The following is a 24,069-nucleotide window of genomic DNA, read 5'->3' as shown; positions in this document are numbered from 1 at the left end:
GCGGTCAGGCCGACGGGCGGGGTCGCACCAGTACCGTCTGTGCGATCCGTCCGACCGGTCCGAGCTCGTCGTGCAGAACTCCCGCCGATAGTGCGAATCCTTCGGGTCCAGTGGATGTTTCGGCCGACAGACCGACCCACTCGCCGACCGGTTCACGGAACACGTGCACCGTCAAATCGGTGTTGAGGAACGTCCACCGTTTCAGGTCGAGTGTGGCGCCGATGCCGTTCGCGATGTCCGCGATCGAAAACAGACGTTCGAGTGGTGTCATCGACTCGCCCTGTACGAGTGCGGGTTTGGGGCGAGCCCACACCTGGCCGACGCCGGCGCCCAGCTCGGTGAGCGCTCTGATCTCCACGCTGTCGAGATACCCGGACCTCCACATCCGCCCCCACACGTGGTCCAACGCTTCGGACAGTGGACGCAGGGGCGGGTCGGCTGCGTGCGCGACATCGACGGTATCGGCCGTGGCCAACCGCCACGCGGTCCCGCGAGCGACAACGCGGTCGACGCCCTTCGTCGAACGTGCCCACAGCTCGGCAACCACCAGCTCGATGTTGGTACCAGGGCGTTCGACCCAGGATCTGACCTCGATGTCGGCAATCGGCACAGGACCGAGAAGTTCTACGACGACGCGTGTGATACGCACGTCTGGCCGTGCACCGACGCGTTCGAGGGCCCGCACCAGCAACGCAGACGGCGGCGCGCCGTGCTGCATGGTCGGGGCCCAGACACTCACGGTCCGTTGTGTGGTCGCGAAGATTTCGTTTCCCGCGGCGTTCGCTCCGAGCGGGATGTAGAACGCGTCGGCCTCGGCGGTGGCCACTGGGTCGGTCATCGAGTGCTCACGGCCGGCCAGCCCGGGTACGCCGGGGGTGTACCGCCGAACTCGGGGCACAGCGCCTGATGATCGCACCAACTGCAGAGTTTGGTTCGCTTCGGCTGGAAATCGCCGGTTTCTCCTGCGGACAGTATGGCTTTCCAGATTGCCGACAGCATCCGCTCGAACCGCTGGAGCTCGCCTTCGTCCGGTGTGTACGTCAACGATTGTTTGTCGGCGAGATACATCAATTTGAGCTGAGCGGGAACGATTCCCCGCATCCGCATGATCACGAGCGCGTAGAACTTCATCTGGAACAGGGCTTTTGCCTCGGTGAACTCGCGGGGAGACTTACCGGTCTTGTAATCCACCACGCGCACCATTCCGTTGGGTGCCACGTCGATCCGATCGATGAACCCGCGAAGGGGAGTGCCGTCTTCCAGTTCGATCTCGACGCGTTGTTCGCACGATTCCGGGTCGAAGCGCGTCGGATCCTCCATCTCGTAGTAGCCGTGGACGAGCTCGCGTGCCTGATCGAGAAGTGACGCCCGTTCCTCCGGTGCCAGTAGCTCTTCCAGCTCGGGGGACTCTGCTACGACGCGATCCCACGCGGGGTCCACGAGATCGACTGCAGTGGCGAAACTTCGCGTCGCGGTGGGCATTCCATACAAGGCCTCGAGAGCGGCGTGGACGACGGTTCCCTTGACCTGCGCCTTGGTGGACTTCTCCGGTATGCGGTCGACAGCTCGAAACCGGTACAGCAGAGGGCACTGCTTGAAATCGCTCGCCCGTGACGGGGACAGCGCGGGAGAACTGCGCACCGCCGGTCTTGTCGCGGATGAAATCGACGGTGATTCGGTGATACTCACATCAGGCAGACTAAGCCCGTGGTCCGACACGATCGTGGAGGCACGTAGTCTGGGCGATCGAGTCTTCGCCCACATCCAGGTGAACGACCCCGCTGAGAACGACGAAAGTGAGAACTGCTGTGTCTTCGGACGAGAGCGTGTCTTCGGACGAAAACATCGACAGTATCGATATCCCGGACGTCACCGAGCCTGCCGTTGCCACCCGACCCACCGTCGCCACCCAACCCACCGTGGTCGACGCGGAACCGACGGGACCTGCGCGCAGCGGTCCGTTTCGGATCGGTGACCGTGTTCAGCTCACCGACGGCAAGGGCAGGCATTACACCGTCGTCCTCGACGCGGGCAAAGAGTTCCACACTCACCGTGGTGGCATCACCCACGACGCTCTCATCGGAGCCGACGAGGGAAGTGTCGTCACGTCGGTCAACGGCACTCCGTATCTCGCGTTGCGCCCACTGTTGACCGACTACGTGCTGTCGATGCCGCGCGGCGCCCAGGTCATCTATCCCAAGGACGCGGCCCAGATCGTCCACGAGGGAGATGTCTTCCCGGGTGCTCGGGTACTCGAAGCCGGGGCAGGTTCGGGTGCGCTGACGTGCTCGTTGCTTCGGGCTGTTGGCTCGACGGGCACCGTCATCTCCTACGAGATCCGTCAGGACCACGCGGACTACGCGATCAAGAACGTCGAGACGTTCTTCGGCGAGCGCCCGGACAACTGGGACCTGACGGTCGCGGACATCGACACCTTCGCCGTCGATCATCCGGGTGAGACCGTCGATCGTGTCGTACTCGACATGCTCGCGCCGTGGGACGCACTTCCCGCCGTCGCAGATGCGCTCGTTCCCGGTGGTGTGTTGATCGTCTACGTCGCCACTGTCACGCAGCTGTCCAAGGTCGTCGAGGCACTGCGCGCGCAGGAGTGCTGGACCGAGCCGCGCTCGTGGGAGTCGATCGTTCGAGGCTGGCATGTGGTCGGGCTCGCCGTCCGCCCCGAGCATCGGATGCAAGGGCACACTGCATTCCTGATCAGTGCCCGGAAATTGGCCGCAGGCACGGTCACCCCCAAGCCGCAGCGGCGCTCCGGCAAGGGGTGAACCACGTGACGGCCGTCTAGACGCAGCCGTCTAGATGCAGCCGTCTAGACGCAGGGGGCCTGGCCCATGGCCAACAGTTGGCATGCGCTCGTGTCCGAGAGCTTCCAGTCGCCATCGACCAGCACCCAGGTGTTCGGCGTCGGCGCTGTGGCTCCGCGTGCGGTGGCGATCGTGACCGGTGCAGTCGTGGTTTCGCCCTCGACCGTCGGCGTGTCGACGGTGAACGTGATCTCCCCGTAGTTGGCGAGGGCTGCAGTCATCGTCTCGAGATTCGCGAGCCGCGCCTGACCGTTCTCGATCGCGTCGGCCTTCGTCGCCGCGTCGACGGTGGGATCGACGACGAGGTCGAGCGATTGCGTGAGCTCCTCGGCCGTCGGCGCCGCGACCGCTGTTTCGGTGGTCGCGGCCGCTGCGGAGGTGGACGCGGTGACGGATTCCGAACTGTGACCTGCGTGATCGGAATCGTCGTTCGAGCTACATCCGGCCACGAGAACGGCCATTGCAGCAGCTGCTGCGAACGCTGTGAATTTCCGCATTTTCACTGGTGAAGCCTCTTTCTGGAGAACGGGAGAAGCCGCTTTGGTCAGGTGAGGCTAACATGGCTCGGCTCACGGTTCGATCGGCCGACAACGGGTAGCCCGACACCACGACCGAAGTGTCCACACGCACTTTTGCCTCTCGCCCGGTAGCGTTGACAGATCTTCATTGGGAGGAGTCGCTCATGAGCTCAACAGACAATCCGGATTCGGCTGCGGCCAGAGCGGAACTCGAGGAACTGCGGGTCGAAGCCGCGTTGCTGAGGCGTCAACTCGGCCAACTCGGTGATTCCCCGGAGAACGTTCGCGAACTCGAGTCACGCATCGACTCCTTGTCGCTGCGCAATTCGAAGTTGATGGACACACTCAAGGAAGCTCGCCAGCAGCTCATCGCGCTGAGGGAGGAAGTGGACCGACTCGGCCAGCCGCCGAGTGGCTACGGCATCCTCGTCGCCGTTCACGAGGACAGCACCGTCGACGTGTTCACCTCCGGACGCAAGATGAGACTGACGTGCTCGCCGAATGTGGAAGCGGACACGCTTGCACCGGGTCAGACCGTTCGCCTCAACGAGGCGTTGACCATCGTCGAGGCAGGCTCGTTCGAGCAGGTAGGTGAAATCAGCACGCTGCGTGAGTTGCTCGGAGACGGGTCTCGTGCACTCGTCGTCGGGCACGCCGACGAGGAGCGTGTGGTCTGGCTGGCCAAGCCGCTGTTCGACATGGCCAACGACGAGGGCCCGGAGGATCCGGACGAGCCGTCACGGAAGTTGCGGCCCGGTGACTCGTTGTTGGTCGACACCAAGGCGGGCTACGCATTCGAGCGTGTTCCGAAGGCCGAGGTCGAGGATCTGGTGCTCGAAGAAGTGCCGGACGTCGGATACGAGGACATCGGCGGCCTGGGACGTCAGATCGAGCAGATTCGCGACGCCGTGGAACTGCCGTTCCTGCACAAGGACCTGTTCCGCGAGTACTCGCTCCGGCCTCCGAAAGGCGTGCTGCTCTACGGTCCTCCCGGCTGCGGTAAGACGCTCATCGCCAAGGCTGTCGCCAACTCGTTGGCAAAGAAGATCGCCGAGGCGCGCGGTCAGGATGCGAAGGAAGCCAAGTCGTTCTTCCTCAACATCAAGGGGCCGGAGCTGCTGAACAAGTTCGTCGGTGAGACCGAGCGTCACATCCGGATGATCTTCCAGCGCGCCCGCGAGAAGGCGTCGGAGGGCACTCCGGTCATCGTGTTCTTCGACGAGATGGATTCGATCTTCCGAACGAGGGGATCGGGAGTCTCCTCGGATGTGGAGACGACGGTCGTCCCTCAGCTGCTCGCCGAGATCGATGGCGTCGAGGGGCTCGAGAACGTCATCGTGATCGGTGCCTCCAACCGCGAGGACATGATCGACCCTGCGATCCTTCGACCGGGTCGGCTCGATGTCAAGATCAAGATCGAGCGCCCCGACGCGGAATCGGCTCAGGACATCTTCTCGAAGTACCTGACCGATTCTCTGCCGGTCAACGCCGACGATCTGGCCGAGTTCGGTGGGGATCGGACCGCGTGTGTCCGCGCGATGATCGAGCGCGTGGTCGATCGGATGTATGCGGAGAGCGAGGACAATCGATTCCTCGAGGTCACCTACGCCAACGGTGACAAGGAAGTTCTGTACTTCAAGGACTTCAACTCGGGAGCGATGATCCAGAACATCGTCGACAGGTCCAAGAAGTACGCGATCAAGTCGGTTCTCGAATCGGGCACTCCCGGTCTGCGGGTGCAGCATCTGTTCGATTCCATCGTCGACGAGTTCGCCGAGAACGAGGATCTGCCCAACACGACGAACCCGGACGATTGGGCGCGTATCTCGGGCAAGAAGGGCGAGCGCATCGTCTACATTCGCACGTTGGTCACCGGCAAGAACGCGAGCGCATCGCGCGCGATCGACACCGAGTCCAATACCGGGCAGTACCTGTAACCCGCACGCTGCCCGGTGAGAGGGCCGAAATTCGGCCTGCTCGCCGGGCAGTGCTGTATCCGTACGGCCCGCCTGCGACCGATCCTCGGTTCGGATTCGTGGGCGGCGATAACCTAGGCTCGGCACTATGCAGCGCATCATCGGTATCGAGGTCGAGTACGGAATTTCTTCTCCGACCGAACCGACCGCCAACCCGATCCTCACCTCCACTCAAGCGGTTCTGGCGTATGCCGCCGCAGCGGGTGTGCCTCGTGCGAAGCGAACCAGGTGGGACTACGAGGTCGAATCGCCTCTGCGTGACGCGCGCGGATTCGACCTCGGACGATTCAGTGGACCTGCGCCGGTGATCGATGCCGACGAAGTCGGCGCCGCCAACATGATTCTGACCAACGGCGCCAGGTTGTACGTCGACCATGCACATCCCGAATACTCGGCGCCGGAGGTCCGTGATCCCCTCGACGCGGTCATCTGGGACAAGGCAGGCGAGCGGGTGATGGAAGCTGCTGCCCGTCACGCGTCGAGTGTTCCGGGTGCGCCGCGCCTGCAGCTCTACAAGAACAACGTCGACGGCAAAGGTGCCTCGTACGGCACCCACGAGAACTATCTGATGTCGCGTGCGACCCCGTTCTCGGCCGTCATCGCAGGCTTGTCGCCGTTCTTCGCCTCCCGTCAGGTCATCACCGGCTCGGGCCGCGTCGGCATCGGCCAGTCCGGCGACGAAGCGGGTTTCCAGTTGTCGCAGCGCGCCGACTACATCGAGGTCGAGGTAGGCCTGGAAACGACGCTCAAGCGAGGCATCATCAACACTCGCGACGAGCCGCACGCCGACGCGGACAAGTACCGCAGGTTGCACTGCATCATCGGCGATGCCAATCTGGCCGAGATGTCGACCTATCTCAAGGTCGGGACGACAGCGCTCGTGCTCGACATCATCGAAGCAGGCGTCGACCTGTCCGATCTGCAACTGGCCCGACCGGTGACCGCGGTCCACCAGATCAGCCACGACCCGACGCTGCGGCAGGCCGTCGCGCTGACGGACGGACGTGAGTTGACCGCGCTGGCGTTGCAGCGGATCTATCACCAGCGAGTGGCGAAGTTCGTGGCCAGCGAGGGTAACGACGATCCGCGAGTGGCGGACATTCTCGACAAGTGGGCCATGGTCCTCGACCTTCTCGAACGCGATCCGATGGAATGCGCGAATCTGCTCGACTGGCCTGCCAAATTGCGTCTGCTCGAAGGGTTTCGGCAACGTGAAGGCCTCGGTTGGTCGGCGCCGCGTCTGCACCTCGTCGATCTGCAGTATTCGGATGTGCGACTGGACAAGGGCTTGTACAACCGCCTTGTCGCGCGTGGGTCGATGGAGAGGCTCGTCACCGAACAACAGGTGCTCGACGCGGTCTCGACACCCCCGTCGGATACGCGGGCCTATTTCCGGGGTGAAGTACTTCGCAAGTTCGGTGCCGACATCGCGGCCGCGAGTTGGGATTCGGTGATCTTCGATCTCGGTGGTGATTCGCTCGTGCGGATACCGACCCTGGAACCACTGCGCGGGAGCAAAGCACACGTCGGTCAACTCCTCGAAACCGCGGAGACCGCCGCGGAACTCGTCGAGCAACTGACCACCTGACAGATATACGTAGTGTCTTGACACCCCTACGGGAGTCCTAATCGGTAGGGTGAAGGTCCGAGCAGGTACTGCGAATACGTAAGGAGGTCGGCGACTATGGCTCAAGAGCAGACACGGCGCTCTGGCGGTGGCGACGGCGACGACGAGGTTCCCGGCGAGGCCGGTGCCGGTCAGGAACGGCGCGAGAAGCTGGCGGAAGAGACCGACGACCTCCTCGACGAGATCGACGACGTGCTCGAGGAAAACGCTGAAGACTTCGTGCGTGCCTACGTTCAGAAGGGCGGCCAGTGACGGTGAATCGCGCGACCGGCAGCTCTCCCGACGATCTGCTGCCCACGTTCGGCTCGCATCACTCCTCGTTCACCGACCACCTGCGTGACCACGCCCCGCACCTGCTTCCGGAGAGTCGTATGACAACCCCGGGAGCAGGTTTGTCGGACGTGGCACCACACGGCACGACGATCGTGGCAGCGACCTATGCCGGCGGTGTGCTCATCGCCGGGGACCGGCGCGCGACGCAGGGCAACCTGATCGCCAATCGCGACATGCAGAAGGTGTTCGTCACCGACGAATTCTCTGCAGCGGGCATCGCAGGCACTGCAGGAATTGCCATCGAACTCGTGCGATTGTTCGCCGTCGAGCTGGAGCACTACGAGAAGATCGAGGGCGTGCCGCTGACCTTCAACGGCAAGGCGAACAAGCTGTCCTCCATGGTCCGTAGCAACCTCGGTGCGGCGATGCAGGGCCTGGCGGCCGTTCCGTTGCTGGTCGGGTTCGACATCGATGTCACCGATCCGGACCGAGCCGGTCGCATCGTGTCCTACGACGTCGTGGGCGGGCGGTACGAGGAACAGTCCGGTTACCACGCAGTCGGTTCCGGTTCGTTGTTCGCCAAGTCGGCGCTCAAGAAGCTGTTCACACCTCGTTCCAGCGAGGATGCGGCTCTGCGTGCCGTCGTCGAGGCGTTGTTCGACGCCGCCGACGACGACTCGGCAACCGGTGGTCCCGATGTCACGCGGGGGATCTATCCGACTGCAGTCACGATCACGAGCGTGGGTGCGACCGAAGTCGACGAGTCGCGTATCGCCGCGGCCGCGCAGGAGATCATCGCCGAACGCGCCGCCGCCGCCCGGGCCGAACACGACAGGGGGACTGCGTCATGACCATGCCGTACTACGCGTCGGCCGAGCAGATCATGCGCGATCGCTCGGAGCTCGCACGCAAGGGCATCGCCAGGGGGCGCAGCGTCATCGTCCTCACCTTCGCCGACGGTGTGCTGTTCGTCGCCGAGAATCGGTCGACCGCGCTGCACAAGGTGAGCGAGCTCTACGATCGCCTCGGGTTCGCGGCGGTCGGTAAGTACAACGAGTTCGAGAACCTTCGCAAGGCGGGCATTCTGCATGCCGATACGAAGGGGTACACCTACGATCGTCGGGATGTCACCGGCCGGTCGCTGGCGAAGACGTACGCTCAAGCGCTCGGAACCATCTTCACCGAGCAGTTGAAGCCGTACGAGGTGGAGATCTGTGTCGCGGAGGTATCCCACTCCGACGAACCGTCGTCGACACAGCTGTACCGGATCACCTATGACGGCTCGATCGTGGACGAACAGGATTTCGTGGTGATGGGTGGCACCACCGAACCGATCGTCACCGCTCTGCGCGAGTCCTACCGCCCCGGCCTCGATCTCGGTGCCGCGGTGAAGATCGCGGTTGCTGCACTCACCGATGGTGCTGCGGCAACCGGAAACGGATCGGCGGAAGCCGACAAGAAGGTGCTGGAAGTCAGCTCACTCGAGGTTGCGGTACTCGACCAGGGGCGTCCGCGACGGGCATTCCGAAGGATTGCCGGCCCGGCTCTGGAGGAGCTTCTCCCCGCCTGATCTTCCACTGGACGAGCGGCCTCGTGCTCTACCTGTCGCGGTAGAGCACGAGGCTGCTGTCGTTGGAGAACTCGAAGGTCCGGCCGTCGGCGGTGACTTCGCCATCGGTGGCGAGCGCGACTTCGGGTCCGGCCACGTCGACCTTCAGTGAACGCGACACCTCGTGCACATAGGTCGCCGATGATCCGAGCGTCCCGGTGATTGCAGCGATCGACAGACGAGTCCGAGACAGAAACGGCTTCGACGGCAGATACCGGATGTCGAGCGTTCCCGACGCGATCGAACTCCGAGACATCGGCACCTGGTCGCTGGGGGAGTACTGCCCGTTTCCGACGAACAGCATCCACACTGCTCGGTGTCTGCCGTCGAGTTCGACATTCAGCGGTTCGGCAGCGGCGAGCACTCGGATCATGGCGACCGCCGCAGCAGGCCACTTGCCGATGCGGCCCTCCAACCGTTCGCGCAAGCGCACCGAGTCCGGGTAGCCACCGAACGTCGCGGTGTTGACGAACGATACCGAGCGTGACCCGTCGACGAGCACCGAGGCGACGTCGACGAGTGCCGCACGGCCCTTCTCGACGGCAGCCGCGGTGGACTCGATGTCGACGACGCCTGCATCTCTCGCGAAGTGGTTCAGTGTCCCACCGGGAAACACCGCCAGCGGAAGCTTGTGGCGAACAGCAGATTCCGCCACGCTGACGATCGTGCCGTCACCGCCGCACACACCGAGCGCACGGGGCGCGGACTTCGCAATGCGGTCCTCCAGCTGCTCGTTGAAGTCGCTGTCCGGGTCCGGCTCGAACAGCTCGGCTTCGGGTAGGTGAGCCCTGATCTCGTCGGATGTGTTCTCGTCCGAGCCCGAACCTGGATTGATCAGCACGAGCACACCCTGCCCTCGGGGCAGCGACGGCGCATCGCATTCACCTCCGAGTGCGGCGGGCTCCTCGGTGCGCACTGCCCACCATCGTCTGGTCGAGAGCGCAATCCCGGTTCCCAAGGCCGCTCCGGCGATGACATCGCTCGGCCAGTGCACGCCCGTATGGACCCTGGAGTAGCAGACGGCCGCCGCGATCGGAGTCAGAAGCGCGGCTGCGCCCGGTGATTCGAGCGCTACACCCGTGACGAACGCGGCCGCCGATGCCGAGTGACCGGACGGGAACGACGACGACCGCGGGGGAGAGAGCAGTCGTCGGACGAGCGGGGTCGAGTCGGTACCGGGTCGGGTCCTCGGGAACAGTGGCTTGAGAACCCCGTTCGCCAGCGCACTGGCCGCACCGACGGCAAGCAGACCTCGCACGGCACCGCGCCGTGTCGGACCTGGCCTGGCAGCCAGAATGCCGGCGGACACTGCCCAGAGAAGGCTGTGATTCGCCGCCGTGGTGAGCGCGCGTAGCGCCGGGTCGGCAACGGTTGCGCGGCTGGCGGCGGTGCGGTCGAACATGCGCACGTCCCAGGCGTGAACGAGGTCGGTGAGCGAGTCACGGCGGTTGTTCATCGCCCGAGCGTATGCGGCAACAACGGACACGTGTGGAGTCGGTGTGCGCGAACCCATCATCGGTGCCGTCATCGTTGTAGTGTCGAAGTGTGCAACGACGAATTATGGGCATCGAGACCGAGTTCGGTGTCACCTGTACTTTTCACGGGCACAGGCGACTCAGTCCGGACGAGGTGGCCAGGTACCTGTTCCGCAGAGTCGTGTCCTGGGGCCGTAGTTCCAACGTGTTCCTGAGAAACGGGGCGCGGCTGTACCTCGACGTCGGATCCCACCCCGAGTACGCCACCGCCGAGTGCGACAGTCTGTTGCAACTCGTCACGCACGATCGGGCCGGCGAGCGAGTGCTGGAGGATTTGCTCATCGACGCCGAGCAACGTCTCGCCGAGGAGGGAATCGGCGGCGACATCTATCTTTTCAAGAACAACACCGACTCGGCAGGTAACTCGTACGGCTGCCACGAGAACTATCTCGTGCAACGCGCAGGAGAGTTCTCCAGGATCTCCGACGTCCTGCTTCCGTTCCTCGTCACCCGCCAGCTCATCTGCGGTGCAGGCAAAGTTCTGCAGACGCCGAAGGCCGCGACCTTCTGCCTGTCTCAACGGGCCGAGCACATCTGGGAGGGCGTGTCCTCCGCTACCACGCGCTCGCGTCCCATCATCAACACGCGAGACGAGCCGCACGCAGACGCCGAGAAGTACCGTCGGCTGCACGTCATCGTCGGGGACTCCAACATGGCCGAGTCCACCACGATGCTCAAGGTCGGTACCGGGGCGTTGGTGCTCGAGATGATCGAGGCGGGCGTGTCGTTCCGAGACTTCGCCTTGGACAACCCCATTCGTGCAATTCGTGAGGTCAGCCACGACCTGACGGGACGCCGCCCCGTGCGACTGGCAGGCGGTCGACAAGCGAGCGCACTCGAGATTCAGCGCGAGTACTACGCGCGCGCCGTCGAGCACCTGAAGACACGGGAGCCGAACACGCAGATCGAACAGGTCGTCGACCTGTGGGGCCGCACTCTCGACGCCGTCGAGGCTCAGGACTTCGCCAAGGTCGACACCGAGATCGACTGGGTGATCAAGCGCAAGTTGTTCCAGCGGTATCAGGATCGGTACTCGATGGAACTTTCCGACCCGAAGATCGCGCAGCTCGATCTCGCCTACCACGACATCAAACGGGGTCGCGGGGTGTTCGACCTTCTGCAGCGCAAGGGTCTGGCCAAGCGAATCACCGAGGACGACCAGATCGACGAGGCCGTCGACCTGCCACCGCAGACGACGCGCGCGAAGCTGCGTGGTGAATTCATCACCGCGGCCCAGGAAGCAGGGCGAGATTTCACGGTCGATTGGGTGCACCTCAAGCTCAACGACCAGGCACAACGCACCGTACTCTGTAAGGATCCGTTCAGATCGGTCGACGAGCGCGTCGAACGGTTGATCGCGTCGATGTAGCGCAACGAACGGCGACCACTAGGCTTCGAGGGTGGCGATCACCAAAGTCGAGCGGTTGATGAATCTTGTCATCTGTCTGTTGTCGACGCGTCAGTTCGTGACTGCGGAGCGGATTCGCGACAGCGTGGCCGGCTACGGTGACAGCGGTAGCGACGAGGCGTTCAGCCGGATGTTCGAGCGGGACAAGAACGAACTCCGCGATCTCGGGGTCCCGCTGGAGACCGGCTTGTCGATCGGTACCGGTGGCGTCGAGGGATATCGCATCAACCGAGATGCCTACGAGCTACCCGACATCGATCTCAGCCGCGAGGAAGCGGCGGCAGTGGCGGTTGCGGTCCAGCTGTGGGAGTCCCCCGAGCTGACCTCCGCTGCGCAGAGCGCCGTGCTGAAGCTGCGAGCTGCGGGAATTCAGGTGGAGCAGGACGATTCGGCGGCATCGGTGACGGCGGTCCCTGCGCGCACCAGAGGGTCCGAACCAGCGCTCGGCGCGCTGCTGGCTGCAATCGATGCGGGCAGGTCGGTTCGATTCGAGCATCGGAGTTCGACGTCGGATCCTTTCACGACGCGGACGGTCGAGCCGTGGGGCGTGGTCACCTTTCGCGGCCGTTGGTACCTCGTGGGTCACGACCTCGACCGCGACGACACACGGACGTTCCGGCTGTCGCGGATAGGCGACGAGGTCGCAACGTTCGGAAAGGCCGGTTCGGTGCGCAAACCGGACGGTGTCGACCTGCAGGAGATCGTCGAACGGGTGGCCGGTACCGCCGAAGTCAGCGGTAGCGCCACCATCTGGGTTGCTCGAGATCGCGCGCTCGAGATACGCCGACTCGGCGACGTCGTCGAAGAACGCGCAGTCGGTGGACGCGACGGCTCGGTTCTCCGCATACCGGTTCGGTCGTGGGAGTGGGTAACCCGGTTGGTAGCCGGTCACGGTGCCGACGCTCTCGTCCTCGATCCCGTCGAGCTGAGAAACGACGTCGTCAGCACACTCCGATCCGCTGTGGTGGGGGTGATTCGATGAGTGCACGACTATCGGTGCGACTGGCGCGACTGCTCAACATGGTTCCGTTCTTTCTCGCGAACCCCGGCATGAGCGCCGCCGAGGCCGCGCACGAGCTCGGCGTCTCCACCTCGACCTTGATGACCGACCTGAATCAACTGTGGATGTGTGGGCTACCCGGTTACGGGCCGGGTGACCTCATCGATCTGTCTTTTTCGGAGGAGAGCATCGAAGTCACGTTCTCGGCAGGCATCGATCGTCCCCTTCGGCTGACCTCCACCGAAGCGACAGCGCTTCTGGTCGCACTGCGGACACTGACGGCGATGCCGGGGATGGTCGATCCATCCGCCGCGCAGCGTGCCATCGCAAAGATCGAGGGCGCCGCGGGTGCTGCCGCTGCGCACGTTCCGCAGTCCTCCGACGGTCACCGGGATGCACCGGACGTCGAAAGCGTCGCCGCCGCCGCGGTTCGGTCTGCGTCCAGGCACCAGCACGCACTCGCGCTGACGTACTACTCTGCATCGCGCGATGCGGTGTCCGAACGCGTCGTGGACCCGATCAGAACAGTGCTGATCGACGACCACAGCTATTTGCAGGCATGGTGTCGTCGCGCGGAGGGAGTGCGGTTGTTCAGATTCGACCGTATCGACCACGCAGTCGAGCTCGACGAACCGTCCAGGCCACCGGAAGGTCTCGCGGAGGAGGACAGTTTCGAGATCTTCAACGACGATCCGGCGCTACCGCAAGCGCGGCTCAGGATTGCTCCTGGCTATGCGTGGGTGATGGACTATTACCCGATGACGCAGGTGGCGGCGGAATCCGACGGCGCTGTCACGGTGACGATGAGATTCGCCACGCTGGCATGGATGACGCGTTTGACCTTGGGATTCGGCGAGGGTGTCACCGTCTTGGGCCCGCCTGAACTGCAGGCGAGTGTCAGTGACCGGGCGCAGGGCGCATTGTCGGCATACGCCGATCTGGGCTGACGGCCCCAATTGTTTCGTTGCGCTTAAGACCTGTGAACGTACAGGAAACGTACGGGTTCACCGGAGCAACCATGCCAGGTTCTCGGGTACGCTCGAACCATCTGATCTTGGGAGGTACACATGGGAGCCATGAGCGTGTGGCACTGGGCGATCGTAGCCTTGGTGGTCGTCATTCTGTTCGGTTCGAAGAAGCTGCCGGACGCAGCTCGCGGACTCGGACGTTCGCTTCGCATCTTCAAGAGCGAAGTAAAGGAGATGCAGAACGACGGCAAGCCCGACGCCACTGCAGCAACTCCGCCCGCAACACCGGCGCATCTCGATCCGTCTCCGTCGATCGAGGCACACGCCCACGTCCAGCCGGACTCCAAGTCCGCCTGAGACAAAAACAACGTGGCAAACCGGGGTGCTGATCTGCACCCCGGTTCACTGCTGAGCGAAGACAGAGAATGCGAATCCCGTTCGATCCACGGCGAAGCAAACGCCGCCTGAATCCCGACGGCACCATGTCGTTGGTCGATCACCTATACGAGCTGCGGACCCGGTTGATGTGGGCGCTGCTTGCTGTTGCCGTCACCACGGCCTTCGGTTTCTTCTGGTACTCGCACACGCTGTTCGGAATCGAGAGTCTCGGTGACATCCTGCGTGGGCCGTACTGCTCACTGGATCCGAGCCTGCGCGCCAACCTGAGCGGCGACGACGAGTGCCGGTTGCTCGCGACGGGCCCGTTCGATCAGTTTCTGCTCCGATTCAAGGTCGCCTTCACCGCGGGTGTCGTGATGGCATGCCCGGTGTGGCTGTACCAGATCTGGTCTTTCGTCACTCCCGGTCTGTACTCGCAGGAGCGCAGGTACGCAGTCGGATTCGTCTCTTCGGCGGCTGTTCTCTTCGTTGCCGGTGCCGTCCTCGCGTACTACATCGTTGCCAAGGGCTTGCACTTTCTGCTGTCGATCGGCGACAACGTCCAGATCACCGCTCTCAGCGGTGACCAGTACTTCGGGTTCCTCATCAACCTGCTGATCATCTTCGGTGTCAGCTTCGAGATCCCCCTGCTGGTCGTGGCGTTGAACTTCGTCGGGGTGCTGACCTACGAACGCTTGAAGGCGTGGCGTCGTGGTCTGATATTCGGCTTGTTCGTCTTCGCCGCGATCGCGACTCCAGGCCAGGACCCGTTCTCGATGCTCGCGCTGGCCCTGGCGCTGACTCTTCTCTTCGAATTCGCCGTCCAGATCGCGCGAATTCACGACAAGCGTAAATTGCGGAAGAGAAACGACGAATGGGGTGATGTGTCCGATGACGAAGCAACGTCCATCGACTCCGCAGGTTCCATCGAACCCCCGGTATCGGCTTCGCCGCCCGTACCGCGCGAGAACGATTTCACCGACACGATCTGATGTGAACGAGTGACCGTCGGAGTATCGGAGCTTCAGCGCTTCGCCGGCGAACTCGACTTTCCGCTCGACCGGTTCCAAGTCGATGCCTGCGCTGCTCTCGAGGCCGGACATGGTGTGCTGGTATGTGCTCCGACGGGTGCAGGAAAGACGGTCATCGGTGAGTTCGCCGTCCACTTGGCTCTCTCGGCGGGACGGAAGTGCTTCTACACCACCCCGATCAAGGCACTGAGTAATCAGAAGTTCGCCGAACTCACGGCGCGGTACGGGCGCGCATCGGTCGGTCTGCTGACCGGTGACTCCAGCATCAATCCCGATGCCCCGGTCGTGGTCATGACGACCGAGGTCTTGCGGAACATGCTCTACGCGTCCTCGGACGCACTACGCGGGCTCTCGCATGTGGTGATGGACGAGGTCCACTATCTTGCCGATCGCTTCCGAGGCGCCGTGTGGGAGGAAGTCATTCTGCACTTGTCCCAGGACGTCAGGCTGGTCAGCCTGTCGGCGACGGTGAGCAATGCCGAAGAGTTCGGTGCCTGGATGGAGACGGTTCGCGGCGATACCACCGTGGTGGTCGACGAGAATCGGCCAGTACCGTTGTCGCAGCACATCATGGTCGGTCGACGCCTGTTCGATCTGTTCGACAGCAGGGCTCAGTCGGGCAACGGGGCGGCCAAACTCGTCGTCGATCGGGACCTCGTCCGGCACGTCAAGCAACGTCAGGCACTCGACCAGGCCGACAAGTGGCAAGCGCCACACAGTCGTGGGCGTGGCCGCGGTGGCGGCGGGTACAGCGCGAGTGCGAACAACCGCCCACTTCCACGGCCGGAGGTGATCGCTCGACTCGACCAGGAAGCTCTGCTTCCCGCGATCACTTTCATCTTCTCCCGGGCGGGGTGCGATGCGGCGCTCACGCAGTGTCTTCGTTCACGGCTGGTTCTCACCACACCGGAACAGGTCGAGGAAATTCGGTCCATCATCGACAAGCACACCGCCGAACTCCCACGACAGGATCTCGAGGTTCTGGGGTTCTGGGAGTGGCGTGAAGCGCTCGAACGTGGCCTCGCAGCCCATCACGCGGGAATGCTGCCGGTTTTCCGGCACACGGTCGAGGAGTTGTTCGTCAAGGGACTGGTACGGGCGGTGTTCGCCACCGAGACACTGGCGTTGGGGATCAACATGCCTGCCCGCACGGTCGTGCTCGAGAAGCTCGTCAAGTACAACGGCGAAACACACGCGGAACTCACACCGGGTGAATACACCCAACTCACCGGCCGGGCAGGTCGACGCGGAATCGACATCGAGGGCCATGCCGTCGTGTTGTGGCAGCCGGGGACCGAACCCACCGAAGTAGCGGGATTGGCCTCGACCCGCACTTTCCCGTTGCGCAGCTCGTTCCGGCCCGCGTACAACATGTCGATCAACCTCGTGGAGCAATTCGGGGCCGCAGACTCCCGCGCACTGCTCGAGCAATCGTTCGCGCAATTCCAAGCCGACAGGTCGGTGGTCGGGCTCGTCCGCGGAATCGAACGCAACGACGCCACACTGGCAGAGCTCGGTGCCCGACTCGGCGGTCCGGACGGGGAGTACTTCGAATACGCACGCCTGCGGGAGAGGCTCAAAGAGCGCGAGAAGACGCTGGAACGGCAGGGCAGGCAGGATCGGAGGAAGAACGCGGTCGACTCCCTGCGTGAGCTCAAGCGCGGCGACGTCGTATCGGTGCCGAGTGGTCGCCGCAGCGGTCTCGCCGTGGTTCTGGAACCGGACATCGATGCCAGCGATCCACGGCCGCTCTTCCTGACCGAGGACAAATGGGCGGGACGTCTGTCGGCGGCGGACTTCCCGTCACCCGCTGATTCTCTCGGCCGGATGCGCCTTCCGCGACACGTGGATCACCGCACGGCCAGCACCCGCCGGGACCTCGCAGCTGCCCTACGGTCGTCCGGGATTTCGGCTCCGTCCGATCGGCGACGCCGCAAGTCCACCGCGGCGGACGATCGCGAACTCGCCACATTGCGACGGAGCATCAGGTCACATCCGGTTCATTCGCGGCCCGATCGCGACGAACTCGGCCGAATCGGCGAGCGCTACAACAGAATGGCCCGCGAGAACGAGACGATGCGCCAGAAGGTGTCGGCAACGACCAATTCGCTTGCCCGGACATTCGATCGAATCCTGGCGCTGCTGGCCGAACGTGAGTACATCACTGCAGGGAAGGCTCCGACGGTCACCGAGAACGGGGCACGGCTCAGCCGAATCTATTCGGAGTCGGATCTGCTCGTCGCCGAGTGTCTTCGGCAGGAGCTGTGGCGCGGACTGTCGCCGGCGGAGTTGGCTGCAGTGGTGTCCGCGGTCGTGTACGAGTCGCGTCAGGATGGCGATGTGACCCCGCAGGGCCCGACTGGTCCGATCCGGCACGCGCTGGGGGAGACGGTACGAGTGTGGTCGGAGTTGCGCGCTGACGAGGCCAGGCACAAATTGCCGCCGACTCGCGAACCCGACATGGGATTCGTCAAAGCTGTCTATCGGTGGGCGAGCGACAACAGTCTCGTCGATGCGCTCCTTGCTGCAGGTGATCATGGAAAGGCGCTGTCGGGTGGTGATTTCGTACGGTGGTGCAGGCAGGTGATCGACCTTCTCGACCAGGTTCGGCTCGCATCGCCGGATCCGGAGCTGTCCAAGACCGCGGCGCGGGCGGTCTCGGCCCTGCGCCGAGGAGTCGTCGCAGTCGATGCCGCTTGATGGCGCGTGGCGGGATACGGTATCGGTCGACGAATCGAATCGAGTGGAGGCGAGATGAGCGGCCCTTACGGTCCGAACAATCCTGACGATCAGTGGTCACGGAATCAGGGTCGATCTGACGGCGACACGTCCGAAGCTCCACAGCCGGAAGCGAATCAGCCCGACACTCAGCAACTCGGTCAGCAGGCGTGGGGTCAGTATCCGCCGCAGCAGCCGTATTCTCCGGGCGACTATCAGGGGCAGTACCCGCAGCAGGGGCAGTATCCGTCTCAGCAGGGGCAGTACCCACCGCAGCAGGGGCAGTATCCCCAGCAAGGTCAGTATCCCCAGCAAGGTCAGTACCCGCAGCAGGGGCAATATGCATCTCAGCCGTCGCCCGGCCAGCCCCAGTACCCTGGCCAGTCGCAGTACCCTGGCCAGCCGCAATTCCCAGGCCAGTCCCAATATCCGGGCCAGACCCAGTACCCTGGCCAGTCGCAGTACCCGGGCCAGTCGCAGTACCCGGGCCAGCCCCAGTATCCGGGTGGTCAGTATCCACAGGGGCAGCAATGGACCCCCGGTCAGCAAGCGCCGCAGGGAAGCAAGTCGAAGACTCCGCTGCTGCTGATCCTCGGGCTCGTCGTTCTGATCGTGGTCGTCGTCGTAGTTCTCTTCGCCACAGTGGGTGGGGGCAAGACACTCGATCGAGCCGCCGCAGAATCAGGCGTCGAGCAGATCGTCACCGGTACCTACGGCTCGTCCGGGGTCACCGACGTGTCGTGCCCGGACGGGCAGAAAGTCGAGAAGGGTGGCTCCTTCGACTGCTCACTCAATGTCGACGGTATCTCCAGGACCGTGACCTTGACGTTCACCGACGACAACGGAACCTACGAGGTATCACGTCCGCGGTGATCCGGCCGTGATACCTCGCGACGTCAGTGCGCGCAGTGGGTCGACAGAGCAGTGACCAGTCGATCCACGGCGTTTGCTATCCCGAGTTCCGAGGCGAGCTCGGACAGCCTCGCCTCGTCGGCCGGTGTGCTCGGAATGATGTCCGATCGTGAGAGGTGCACATCGGCGTCGGTGACGACCCGCACTACGGGCAGAGCCGCGTCGAGGTAGTCGCTCGCCGCGGCGAGCTTGGCTCTGATGCCCTGCGCCAGATCGGATTTCGGATCGAGCACCGCCTCACGGAGCGCGGCCACCGAGCCGAACCGCAGCATCAGCGTCGACGCAGTCTTCTCACCTACTCCCTTCACTCCGGGAAGCCCGTCGGACGCGTCGCCGCGTAGCAGTGCCAGCTCGGCGTACGCGTCTCCGGCGCGGTGCAGAGGCACGCCGTACTTCTCCGCGACCTCGGCGGGCCCGAACAGTTCGGCTTTCGCAAGCCCACGACCGACATAGAGAACCCTGACCTCGTTGGGTTCGTCGGCCGCGACCTGAAGCAGGTCCCGATCGCCACTGACGACGACGACCGGATCCTGGCGCTCGCGAGCGGCGAGCGTGCCGAGCACGTCGTCGGCCTCGAGGCCGTCCGCGCCCGCGGTGGCGATGCCAGCGGCGGCAAGCACGTCCATGATCATGTCGACCTGCGGAGTCAGGGTCTCGGGCACTTCCTCGCTCTCGGCGTCACCCGGCACGGCCTCGGCGACGCGATGTGCCTTGTACGACGGAACGGCGTCCACTCGGAACTGTGGCCGCCAGTTGAGGTCGAGGCAGACGGCGAGCCGTGACGGTTCGGTCCGTGCCATCAACGCTGCCATCATGTCGATGAACCCACGGACGGCGTTGACCGGTCGGCCGTCCGGCGCCGTAATCGATTCGGGCAGTGCATAGTAGGCGCGAAACCACAGGCTGGCTCCGTCGAGAAGGAGCAGAGGCGACTTTCCCGGGGCTGTCATGGCCATCATCTTGCCAAACGCCGATAGCCTGGAGTCATGAGTTCCGATTCCACCTCGCCCGCCACCCGTTTCTCGTCCGAGATCTACGCGTCTCGGTTGTCTCGTGCCGCTCGGTACGCAGGCGACGCAGGTCTGGACGCGCTGCTCATCACGCCAGGGCCCGATCTGCAGTATCTACTCGGCTCCCGCGCGAGTTCGTTCGAGCGGCTCATCTGCCTCGTGGTTCCTGCCGACGGTTCGACCCCCACCGTCGTCGTTCCCCGACTCGAGTTGGCGGCGCTGACCGATTCTGCAGCAGGCGAGCTCGGCCTACACATCACCGATTGGGTCGACGGCGTCAGCCCGTACGGACTGGTGGCGTCGATTCTGCCCACAGGGGCGGCCACTGCCGTCGACGACGCGATGCCTGCCCTGCATTTCGTTCCGCTCGCTGCGACAGTGGGCAAGGTTCCCGTTCTCGCGACCGATGTGTTGAGAAAACTTCGGATGCTGAAGGACGACGCCGAGATCGAGGCGCTGCGGCGCGCTGGGCGGGCGATCGACCGCGTGCACGAGCGGATGAGCGATTTCCTTCGAGTGGGACGCACAGAGGCGGCCGTGGCCGCCGACATCGGCGCCGCGATCGTCGAGGAGGGGCACACCGCCGCCGCATTCATCATCGTCGGATCAGGGCCCCACGGCGCCGATCCTCACCACGAGGTGTCGGATCGTGTCATCGAGGCAGGTGACGTCGTCGTCATCGATATCGGCGGACCGGTCGCACCGGGATACAACTCGGACTCGACGCGAACCTACGTTCTCGGCGAGCCGTCCCCGCAGGTCGCGGAGCAGTACGCAGTACTAGAGCGTGCGCAGCAGGCCGCGGTCGACGCAGTGAAACCGGGAGTGACGGCGGAGTCCATCGACGCGGCAGCGCGCGACATTCTCACAGCTGAGGGTCTCGGGGAGGCATTTCTGCATCGGACCGGCCACGGAATCGGTCTGTCGGTCCACGAGGAGCCGTACATCGTCGCGGGAAACGACATCGAGTTGGCCGAGGGCATGGCGTTCAGTATCGAGCCGGGGATCTACTTCCGCGGTCGGTGGGGCGCTCGGATCGAGGACATCGTCGTGGTCACCGCAGGCGGCTGTGAGTCCGTCAACCTCCGGCCGCACGGACTGACGGTGCTTCCGGTCGGCTGACCTCAGCGCCCGAGAAGGGACCTCGAGCCGAGAATCCGTTGCACGGCGATGGTGATGACGACACGTTCGGGATTCTCCCGCGGAACCCGATAACGCTGTGCGTACCGATGCTCGGCGTCCACGACGTCGTCACGCAATGTCAGCACGGAACTCGGGCCTTCCAGGGTGAGCCAGCGCGCGCCGTCGACCTGGCTCACCGCCGCATACCCGCCGCGCGCGGCGTTGAGCGCCTTCTGGGACTTTCCGCTGGTGATGACCCGAACAGTCGCGCTGTCCTGGTCCCATGTGAATCCGACGGCAACCACGTGCGGAGTTCCGTCCGGGCGCAGCGTGGTCAGGGTTGCCAGGTGCCGGTCGGTCAGAAATTGCACTGCTTCCGCGGTGAGTGCGGCGGGTGCGACGGGGGTGGTGGCCATGTCGCCCACGGTAGTCGGCGACACTGTCAGTGTGACTGGCACCGATGACAACAACACAGTTCTCGTGCTCGGCGGGCGGAGCGAGATCGGTATGGAGGTCGCGGTTCGGCTTGCGCCCGGCCGTACCGTCGTACTGGCGGCTCGGCGCAGCGGGGATCTGTCGACGCAGGTCGAGCGCGTGCGTGCGTCCGGTGCCCGCCGAGTCGAGACCGTCGAGTTCGACGCCGACGACCTCGGTTCGCACGGCACTCTCTTGGCCGATGTCGCGGCCGCCTATGGGCCGTTGGGCACCGTGGTTATCGCGTTCGGAATTCTCGGCGATCAGAAGCTCGCGGAGTCGGATGCGGCGCACGCCGTCGCCGTCGTGCACACCGACTACGTCGCGCAGGTCTCGGTCCTGACGCATGTCGCCACCGCGCTGCGGGCCCAGGGGCACGGCCACATCGTGGTGTTCTCCTCGATCGCAGGTATGCGGGTCCGCAAAGCGAACTACGTCTACGGGTCCGCGAAGGCGGGTCTCGACGGATTCGCCTCCGGACTGACCGACGCGTTGCACGGGTCAGGAGTGTCGCTGCTTCTCGTGCGTCCCGGATTTGTCATCGGCTCGATGACCGAGGGAATGAAACCTGCGCCGTTCTCGAGCACACCCGGCGAGGTCGCCGACGCGACGGTCCGCGCTCTGGCCCGCGGGAAGGCGCGCGTGTGGATCCCGGGCATCCTTTCGCCGATCAACATCGTCATGAATCTGTTGCCTGCGTGGCTGTGGCGAAAGATGCCGCGCTGATGGCAGTTCCTATCGACGTGGTGGGTATCGGTGCCGACGGTTGGGGCGGCCTTGCCGGGACTGCTCGCGCTGTAGTGCAGGCCGCGGACGTGGTGTTCGGATCCGCCAGGCAGCTCGAATCGGTGCCGGTCGCGGGCGCGCGCAAGCATGTGTGGCCCAGTCCGCTGTTGCCGACGCTGCGCAGCTCGATCGACGAGTTCGACGGTCGCCGGGTATGCGTGCTGGCGAGTGGTGATCCGATGTTCCACGGGATCGGGGTGACGCTGGCCCGCGAGTTCGGCGCAGCCCGCCTTCGTGTGATTCCTGCACCGTCGTCGCTGTCGCTCGCGTGTGCCCGGCTGGGATGGGCGGTGCAGACCACGACGACGGTGAGCCTCGTCGACAGTCCGGTGGACTCGCTGCGACCCGCACTCGCCGACGGGGTGAAGATTCTGGTGCTCTCGCGCGGCCGCGACACCCCCGCCTCGGTCGTGGGCGTGTTGCGCGATGCGGGGTTCGGGCGGTCACGGGTCACGGTTCTCGAACGGTTGGGCGCCGACACCGAGCGCTCGGTGTCGGCTACCGCGGACACATGGACCGAGCCTGCGGGCGATCCACTCAATGTCGTCGCGATCGAATGCATCTCGTCCGCAGAGCTCAGACTCACGCGGGTACCCGGCTTGCCCGATGCGGCGTTCGGCGGTGACGGCCAGTTGACCAAAGCCGAGGTGCGGTCACTCACCCTCAGCGCTCTGGCGCCCTCACCGGGCGAGATGTTGTGGGATGTGGGCGGGGGATCGGGATCGATCGCCATCGAATGGATGCGGACCGATCCGCGATGTCGTGCAGTGGCATTCGAGTCGCTCGATCGCCGTCGAGCACAGATCGAGTCGAATGCGTCCGCTCTCGGTGTGCCTGCGCTGCGGTGCCTCGGCACCGCGCCTGCATCGTTCCCCGACGTCACGGAAGATCCGAAATTCGCCCCCGACGCCATCTTCGTCGGTGGCGGCCTCACCCGCAGCGGCATGATCGACGCGTGCTGGGACCACGTGCGCCCCGGTGGACGGATCGTGGCGAATGCGGTGACGGCCGAGTCGGAAGCGGCTCTGCTCGGGTGTGTTTCGCGCTGGGGTGGAACGTTGCGAAAGTTTCAGATCTATCGAGCAGAGCCCCTGGGTTCGTTCACGGGGTGGCGTCCGCATCTTCCGGTGGCGCAGTGGGTCGTGGTCAAGCCGTGAAGGTGCTGATCCTCGGCGGCACCTCCGAGGCGCGGTTGCTCGCCGAGGCGGTGAACTCCGACAAGCGGTTCGACGTCGTGTCCTCGCTCGCCGGCCGCGTACGGGACCCGGTGCTACCCGCCGGGGCGTCCCGCGTCGGCGGTTTCGGCGGCGCCGTGGGCATGACCTCCTGGATACGAGAGAACGGCGTCGTGGCGGTCGTGGATGCAACGCATCCCTTCGCCGAGTCGATCTCCCGCAACGCATCCGCGGCGGCAGCGCAGGCGTCCGTTCCGATCGCTGTCCTGCGTCGTCCGCAGTGGACGCCGGGAGCAGGGGACAACTGGATCGCTGCGCAGTCGACGGCCGACGCTGCAGCGATTGTCGCCGCGAAGCGGCAGCGGGTCTTTCTGACGATCGGGCGTCAAGGAGTCGACGCGTTCGCGGGCAACACCGTGTCGTGGTTTCTCGTTCGGAGCATCGATCCGCCTACCGGCGCCCTTCCCGCGCACCACGAATTATTGTCGGCGCGAGGACCTTTCGCTGTGGACAGCGAAAGGGCGCTGATGCGTACACGCGAGATCGACATGGTCGTCTCCAAGAACAGTGGGGGAGCGATGACGGAGGCGAAGCTGGTTGCCGCACGAGAATTGGGACTTGCGGTCGTCATGATCGATCGACCGCACACCCCGCCCGCGGATGTGGTCACGGACTCGGTGTCCGATGTCGTGACCTGGCTCGGGGCCCTCGCCCGAGGCACGTAACT

Annotated in this window: 23 protein-coding genes; 17 read left to right on the top strand and 6 right to left on the bottom strand. The window is 64.5% G+C overall.

Going from position 1 to position 24,069, the window contains the following annotated elements:
• Positions 1 to 4: 4 nt before the first annotated feature.
• Both RY1_RS01960 and RY1_RS01955 read right to left on the bottom strand, forming a co-directional pair.
• Entirely contained in the window at positions 5 to 838 is an 834-nt protein-coding gene (locus RY1_RS01960; RefSeq protein WP_072801822.1) for a thioesterase family protein, read from the bottom strand.
• Positions 835 to 1,689 carry a RecB family exonuclease gene (locus tag RY1_RS01955; RefSeq protein ID WP_072801821.1) on the bottom strand — a complete coding sequence of 285 codons (855 nt, stop codon included), beginning with the start codon at positions 1,687 to 1,689 and terminating at the stop codon, positions 835 to 837. The genes RY1_RS01960 and RY1_RS01955 overlap by 4 nt, the downstream gene beginning before the upstream one ends.
• Before the next feature lie 230 nt (positions 1,690 to 1,919).
• Between RY1_RS01955 and RY1_RS01950 the strand changes: the two genes are divergently transcribed.
• The gene (locus RY1_RS01950) at positions 1,920 to 2,783 is read left to right on the top strand and encodes a tRNA (adenine-N1)-methyltransferase (protein ID WP_072802242.1); all 864 of its coding nucleotides are present in this window, start codon (positions 1,920 to 1,922) and stop codon (positions 2,781 to 2,783) included.
• A gap of 44 nt (positions 2,784 to 2,827) precedes the next feature.
• Here RY1_RS01950 and RY1_RS01945 read toward each other — a convergent pair whose 3' ends face one another.
• Positions 2,828 to 3,319 carry a WKL family lipoprotein gene (locus RY1_RS01945; RefSeq protein ID WP_072801820.1) on the bottom strand — a complete coding sequence of 164 codons (492 nt, stop codon included), beginning with the start codon at positions 3,317 to 3,319 and terminating at the stop codon, positions 2,828 to 2,830.
• A gap of 185 nt (positions 3,320 to 3,504) precedes the next feature.
• Between RY1_RS01945 and arc the strand changes: the two genes are divergently transcribed.
• From arc to prcA, 5 genes are all read left to right on the top strand, one after another.
• Positions 3,505 to 5,277 carry a proteasome ATPase gene (gene arc / locus RY1_RS01940; RefSeq protein ID WP_072801819.1) on the top strand — a complete coding sequence of 591 codons (1,773 nt, stop codon included), beginning with the start codon at positions 3,505 to 3,507 and terminating at the stop codon, positions 5,275 to 5,277.
• Positions 5,278 to 5,404: 127 nt separating this feature from the next.
• The gene (dop, locus tag RY1_RS01935; protein WP_072801818.1) at positions 5,405 to 6,904 is read left to right on the top strand and encodes a depupylase/deamidase Dop; all 1,500 of its coding nucleotides are present in this window, start codon (positions 5,405 to 5,407) and stop codon (positions 6,902 to 6,904) included.
• Positions 6,905 to 7,000: 96 nt separating this feature from the next.
• Entirely contained in the window at positions 7,001 to 7,195 is a 195-nt protein-coding gene (locus tag RY1_RS01930) for a ubiquitin-like protein Pup (protein WP_072801817.1), read from the top strand.
• Complete coding sequence (prcB, locus tag RY1_RS01925) at positions 7,192 to 8,067, top strand: proteasome subunit beta (RefSeq protein ID WP_072801816.1); 876 nt, start codon at positions 7,192 to 7,194, stop codon at positions 8,065 to 8,067. The genes RY1_RS01930 and prcB overlap by 4 nt, the downstream gene beginning before the upstream one ends.
• Complete coding sequence (gene prcA / locus RY1_RS01920; RefSeq protein WP_072801815.1) at positions 8,064 to 8,786, top strand: proteasome subunit alpha; 723 nt, start codon at positions 8,064 to 8,066, stop codon at positions 8,784 to 8,786. The genes prcB and prcA overlap by 4 nt, the downstream gene beginning before the upstream one ends.
• A gap of 28 nt (positions 8,787 to 8,814) precedes the next feature.
• On the opposite strand, the gene RY1_RS01915 is transcribed toward prcA, so the two are convergent.
• A complete protein-coding gene (locus RY1_RS01915) occupies positions 8,815 to 10,227 on the bottom strand; it encodes a bifunctional phosphatase PAP2/diacylglycerol kinase family protein (RefSeq protein ID WP_072802241.1) in 1,413 nt (470 codons plus the stop codon).
• A 143-nt stretch (positions 10,228 to 10,370) separates the two neighbouring features.
• Between RY1_RS01915 and pafA the strand changes: the two genes are divergently transcribed.
• The 7 genes from pafA to RY1_RS01880 all read left to right on the top strand — a co-directional run bounded on the left by pafA (position 10,371) and on the right by RY1_RS01880 (position 18,736).
• Positions 10,371 to 11,729, top strand: a complete 1,359-nt coding sequence (gene pafA, locus RY1_RS01910) for a Pup--protein ligase (protein ID WP_174565298.1) — start codon at positions 10,371 to 10,373, stop codon at positions 11,727 to 11,729.
• A gap of 31 nt (positions 11,730 to 11,760) precedes the next feature.
• The gene (locus RY1_RS01905) at positions 11,761 to 12,750 is read left to right on the top strand and encodes a helix-turn-helix transcriptional regulator (protein WP_072801813.1); all 990 of its coding nucleotides are present in this window, start codon (positions 11,761 to 11,763) and stop codon (positions 12,748 to 12,750) included.
• Positions 12,747 to 13,715, top strand: a complete 969-nt coding sequence (locus tag RY1_RS01900) for a helix-turn-helix transcriptional regulator (protein WP_072801812.1) — start codon at positions 12,747 to 12,749, stop codon at positions 13,713 to 13,715. Before RY1_RS01905 ends, RY1_RS01900 begins: the two co-directional genes overlap by 4 nt.
• Positions 13,716 to 13,835: 120 nt before the next feature.
• Positions 13,836 to 14,093: a Sec-independent protein translocase subunit TatA gene (gene tatA, locus RY1_RS01895; protein ID WP_072801811.1), complete on the top strand. Its 258-nt coding sequence runs from the start codon at positions 13,836 to 13,838 to the stop codon at positions 14,091 to 14,093.
• 68 nt (positions 14,094 to 14,161) lie between these two features.
• Positions 14,162 to 15,106 carry a twin-arginine translocase subunit TatC gene (gene tatC, locus RY1_RS01890; RefSeq protein ID WP_072801810.1) on the top strand — a complete coding sequence of 315 codons (945 nt, stop codon included), beginning with the start codon at positions 14,162 to 14,164 and terminating at the stop codon, positions 15,104 to 15,106.
• A 9-nt stretch (positions 15,107 to 15,115) separates the two neighbouring features.
• Positions 15,116 to 17,845 carry a DEAD/DEAH box helicase gene (locus RY1_RS01885; protein ID WP_072801809.1) on the top strand — a complete coding sequence of 910 codons (2,730 nt, stop codon included), beginning with the start codon at positions 15,116 to 15,118 and terminating at the stop codon, positions 17,843 to 17,845.
• Between the two features lie 54 nt (positions 17,846 to 17,899).
• Positions 17,900 to 18,736 (top strand): DUF4333 domain-containing protein, encoded by an 837-nt coding sequence (locus RY1_RS01880; RefSeq protein ID WP_072802240.1) that lies wholly within the window; start codon positions 17,900 to 17,902, stop codon positions 18,734 to 18,736.
• 23 nt (positions 18,737 to 18,759) lie between these two features.
• Here RY1_RS01880 and RY1_RS01875 read toward each other — a convergent pair whose 3' ends face one another.
• The gene (locus RY1_RS01875) at positions 18,760 to 19,734 is read right to left on the bottom strand and encodes a 5'-3' exonuclease (RefSeq protein ID WP_072801808.1); all 975 of its coding nucleotides are present in this window, start codon (positions 19,732 to 19,734) and stop codon (positions 18,760 to 18,762) included.
• A gap of 27 nt (positions 19,735 to 19,761) precedes the next feature.
• Here RY1_RS01875 and RY1_RS01870 point away from each other — a divergent pair, with 27 nt between their 5' ends.
• On the top strand, positions 19,762 to 20,907 hold the full coding sequence (locus RY1_RS01870) for a M24 family metallopeptidase (protein ID WP_072801807.1): 1,146 nt from the start codon (positions 19,762 to 19,764) through the stop codon (positions 20,905 to 20,907).
• Positions 20,908 to 20,909: 2 nt separating this feature from the next.
• Here RY1_RS01870 and RY1_RS01865 read toward each other — a convergent pair whose 3' ends face one another.
• A complete protein-coding gene (locus RY1_RS01865; protein WP_072802239.1) occupies positions 20,910 to 21,323 on the bottom strand; it encodes a TIGR03618 family F420-dependent PPOX class oxidoreductase in 414 nt (137 codons plus the stop codon).
• 31 nt (positions 21,324 to 21,354) lie between these two features.
• Between RY1_RS01865 and dprE2 the strand changes: the two genes are divergently transcribed.
• The 3 genes from dprE2 to RY1_RS01850 are packed head-to-tail and all read left to right on the top strand — an operon-like array spanning position 21,355 to position 24,067.
• Entirely contained in the window at positions 21,355 to 22,107 is a 753-nt protein-coding gene (gene dprE2 / locus RY1_RS01860; RefSeq protein WP_281249936.1) for a decaprenylphospho-beta-D-erythro-pentofuranosid-2-ulose 2-reductase, read from the top strand.
• Complete coding sequence (cbiE, locus tag RY1_RS30415) at positions 22,107 to 23,324, top strand: precorrin-6y C5,15-methyltransferase (decarboxylating) subunit CbiE (RefSeq protein WP_072802238.1); 1,218 nt, start codon at positions 22,107 to 22,109, stop codon at positions 23,322 to 23,324. Before dprE2 ends, cbiE begins: the two co-directional genes overlap by 1 nt.
• Positions 23,321 to 24,067, top strand: a complete 747-nt coding sequence (locus RY1_RS01850; RefSeq protein WP_245819460.1) for a cobalt-precorrin-6A reductase — start codon at positions 23,321 to 23,323, stop codon at positions 24,065 to 24,067. The genes cbiE and RY1_RS01850 overlap by 4 nt, the downstream gene beginning before the upstream one ends.
• Positions 24,068 to 24,069: the final 2 nt, after the last annotated feature.

The organism is Rhodococcus yunnanensis NBRC 103083 (genome assembly GCF_001895005.1).
Taxonomy (GTDB): Bacteria; Actinomycetota; Actinomycetes; order Mycobacteriales; family Mycobacteriaceae; genus Rhodococcoides; species Rhodococcoides yunnanense.
This window is presented reverse-complemented; position numbering and strand designations above follow the sequence as displayed.

What these genes read in the sequence shown, in the direction of transcription:
- RY1_RS01960 (WP_072801822.1), bottom strand. Translation starts at nt 838, where the DNA reads ATGACCGACCCAGTGGCCACCGCCGAGGCCGACGCGTTCTACATCCCG.
- RY1_RS01945 (WP_072801820.1), bottom strand. Translation starts at nt 3,319, where the DNA reads ATGCGGAAATTCACAGCGTTCGCAGCAGCTGCTGCAATGGCCGTTCTC.
- arc (WP_072801819.1), top strand. Translation starts at nt 3,505, where the DNA reads ATGAGCTCAACAGACAATCCGGATTCGGCTGCGGCCAGAGCGGAACTC.
- dop (WP_072801818.1), top strand. Translation starts at nt 5,405, where the DNA reads ATGCAGCGCATCATCGGTATCGAGGTCGAGTACGGAATTTCTTCTCCG.
- RY1_RS01930 (WP_072801817.1), top strand. Translation starts at nt 7,001, where the DNA reads ATGGCTCAAGAGCAGACACGGCGCTCTGGCGGTGGCGACGGCGACGAC.
- prcA (WP_072801815.1), top strand. Translation starts at nt 8,064, where the DNA reads ATGACCATGCCGTACTACGCGTCGGCCGAGCAGATCATGCGCGATCGC.
- RY1_RS01915 (WP_072802241.1), bottom strand. Translation starts at nt 10,227, where the DNA reads ATGTTCGACCGCACCGCCGCCAGCCGCGCAACCGTTGCCGACCCGGCG.
- RY1_RS01900 (WP_072801812.1), top strand. Translation starts at nt 12,747, where the DNA reads ATGAGTGCACGACTATCGGTGCGACTGGCGCGACTGCTCAACATGGTT.
- tatA (WP_072801811.1), top strand. Translation starts at nt 13,836, where the DNA reads ATGGGAGCCATGAGCGTGTGGCACTGGGCGATCGTAGCCTTGGTGGTC.
- tatC (WP_072801810.1), top strand. Translation starts at nt 14,162, where the DNA reads ATGCGAATCCCGTTCGATCCACGGCGAAGCAAACGCCGCCTGAATCCC.
- RY1_RS01880 (WP_072802240.1), top strand. Translation starts at nt 17,900, where the DNA reads ATGAGCGGCCCTTACGGTCCGAACAATCCTGACGATCAGTGGTCACGG.
- RY1_RS01875 (WP_072801808.1), bottom strand. Translation starts at nt 19,734, where the DNA reads ATGATGGCCATGACAGCCCCGGGAAAGTCGCCTCTGCTCCTTCTCGAC.
- RY1_RS01870 (WP_072801807.1), top strand. Translation starts at nt 19,762, where the DNA reads ATGAGTTCCGATTCCACCTCGCCCGCCACCCGTTTCTCGTCCGAGATC.
- RY1_RS01865 (WP_072802239.1), bottom strand. Translation starts at nt 21,323, where the DNA reads ATGGCCACCACCCCCGTCGCACCCGCCGCACTCACCGCGGAAGCAGTG.
- cbiE (WP_072802238.1), top strand. Translation starts at nt 22,107, where the DNA reads ATGGCAGTTCCTATCGACGTGGTGGGTATCGGTGCCGACGGTTGGGGC.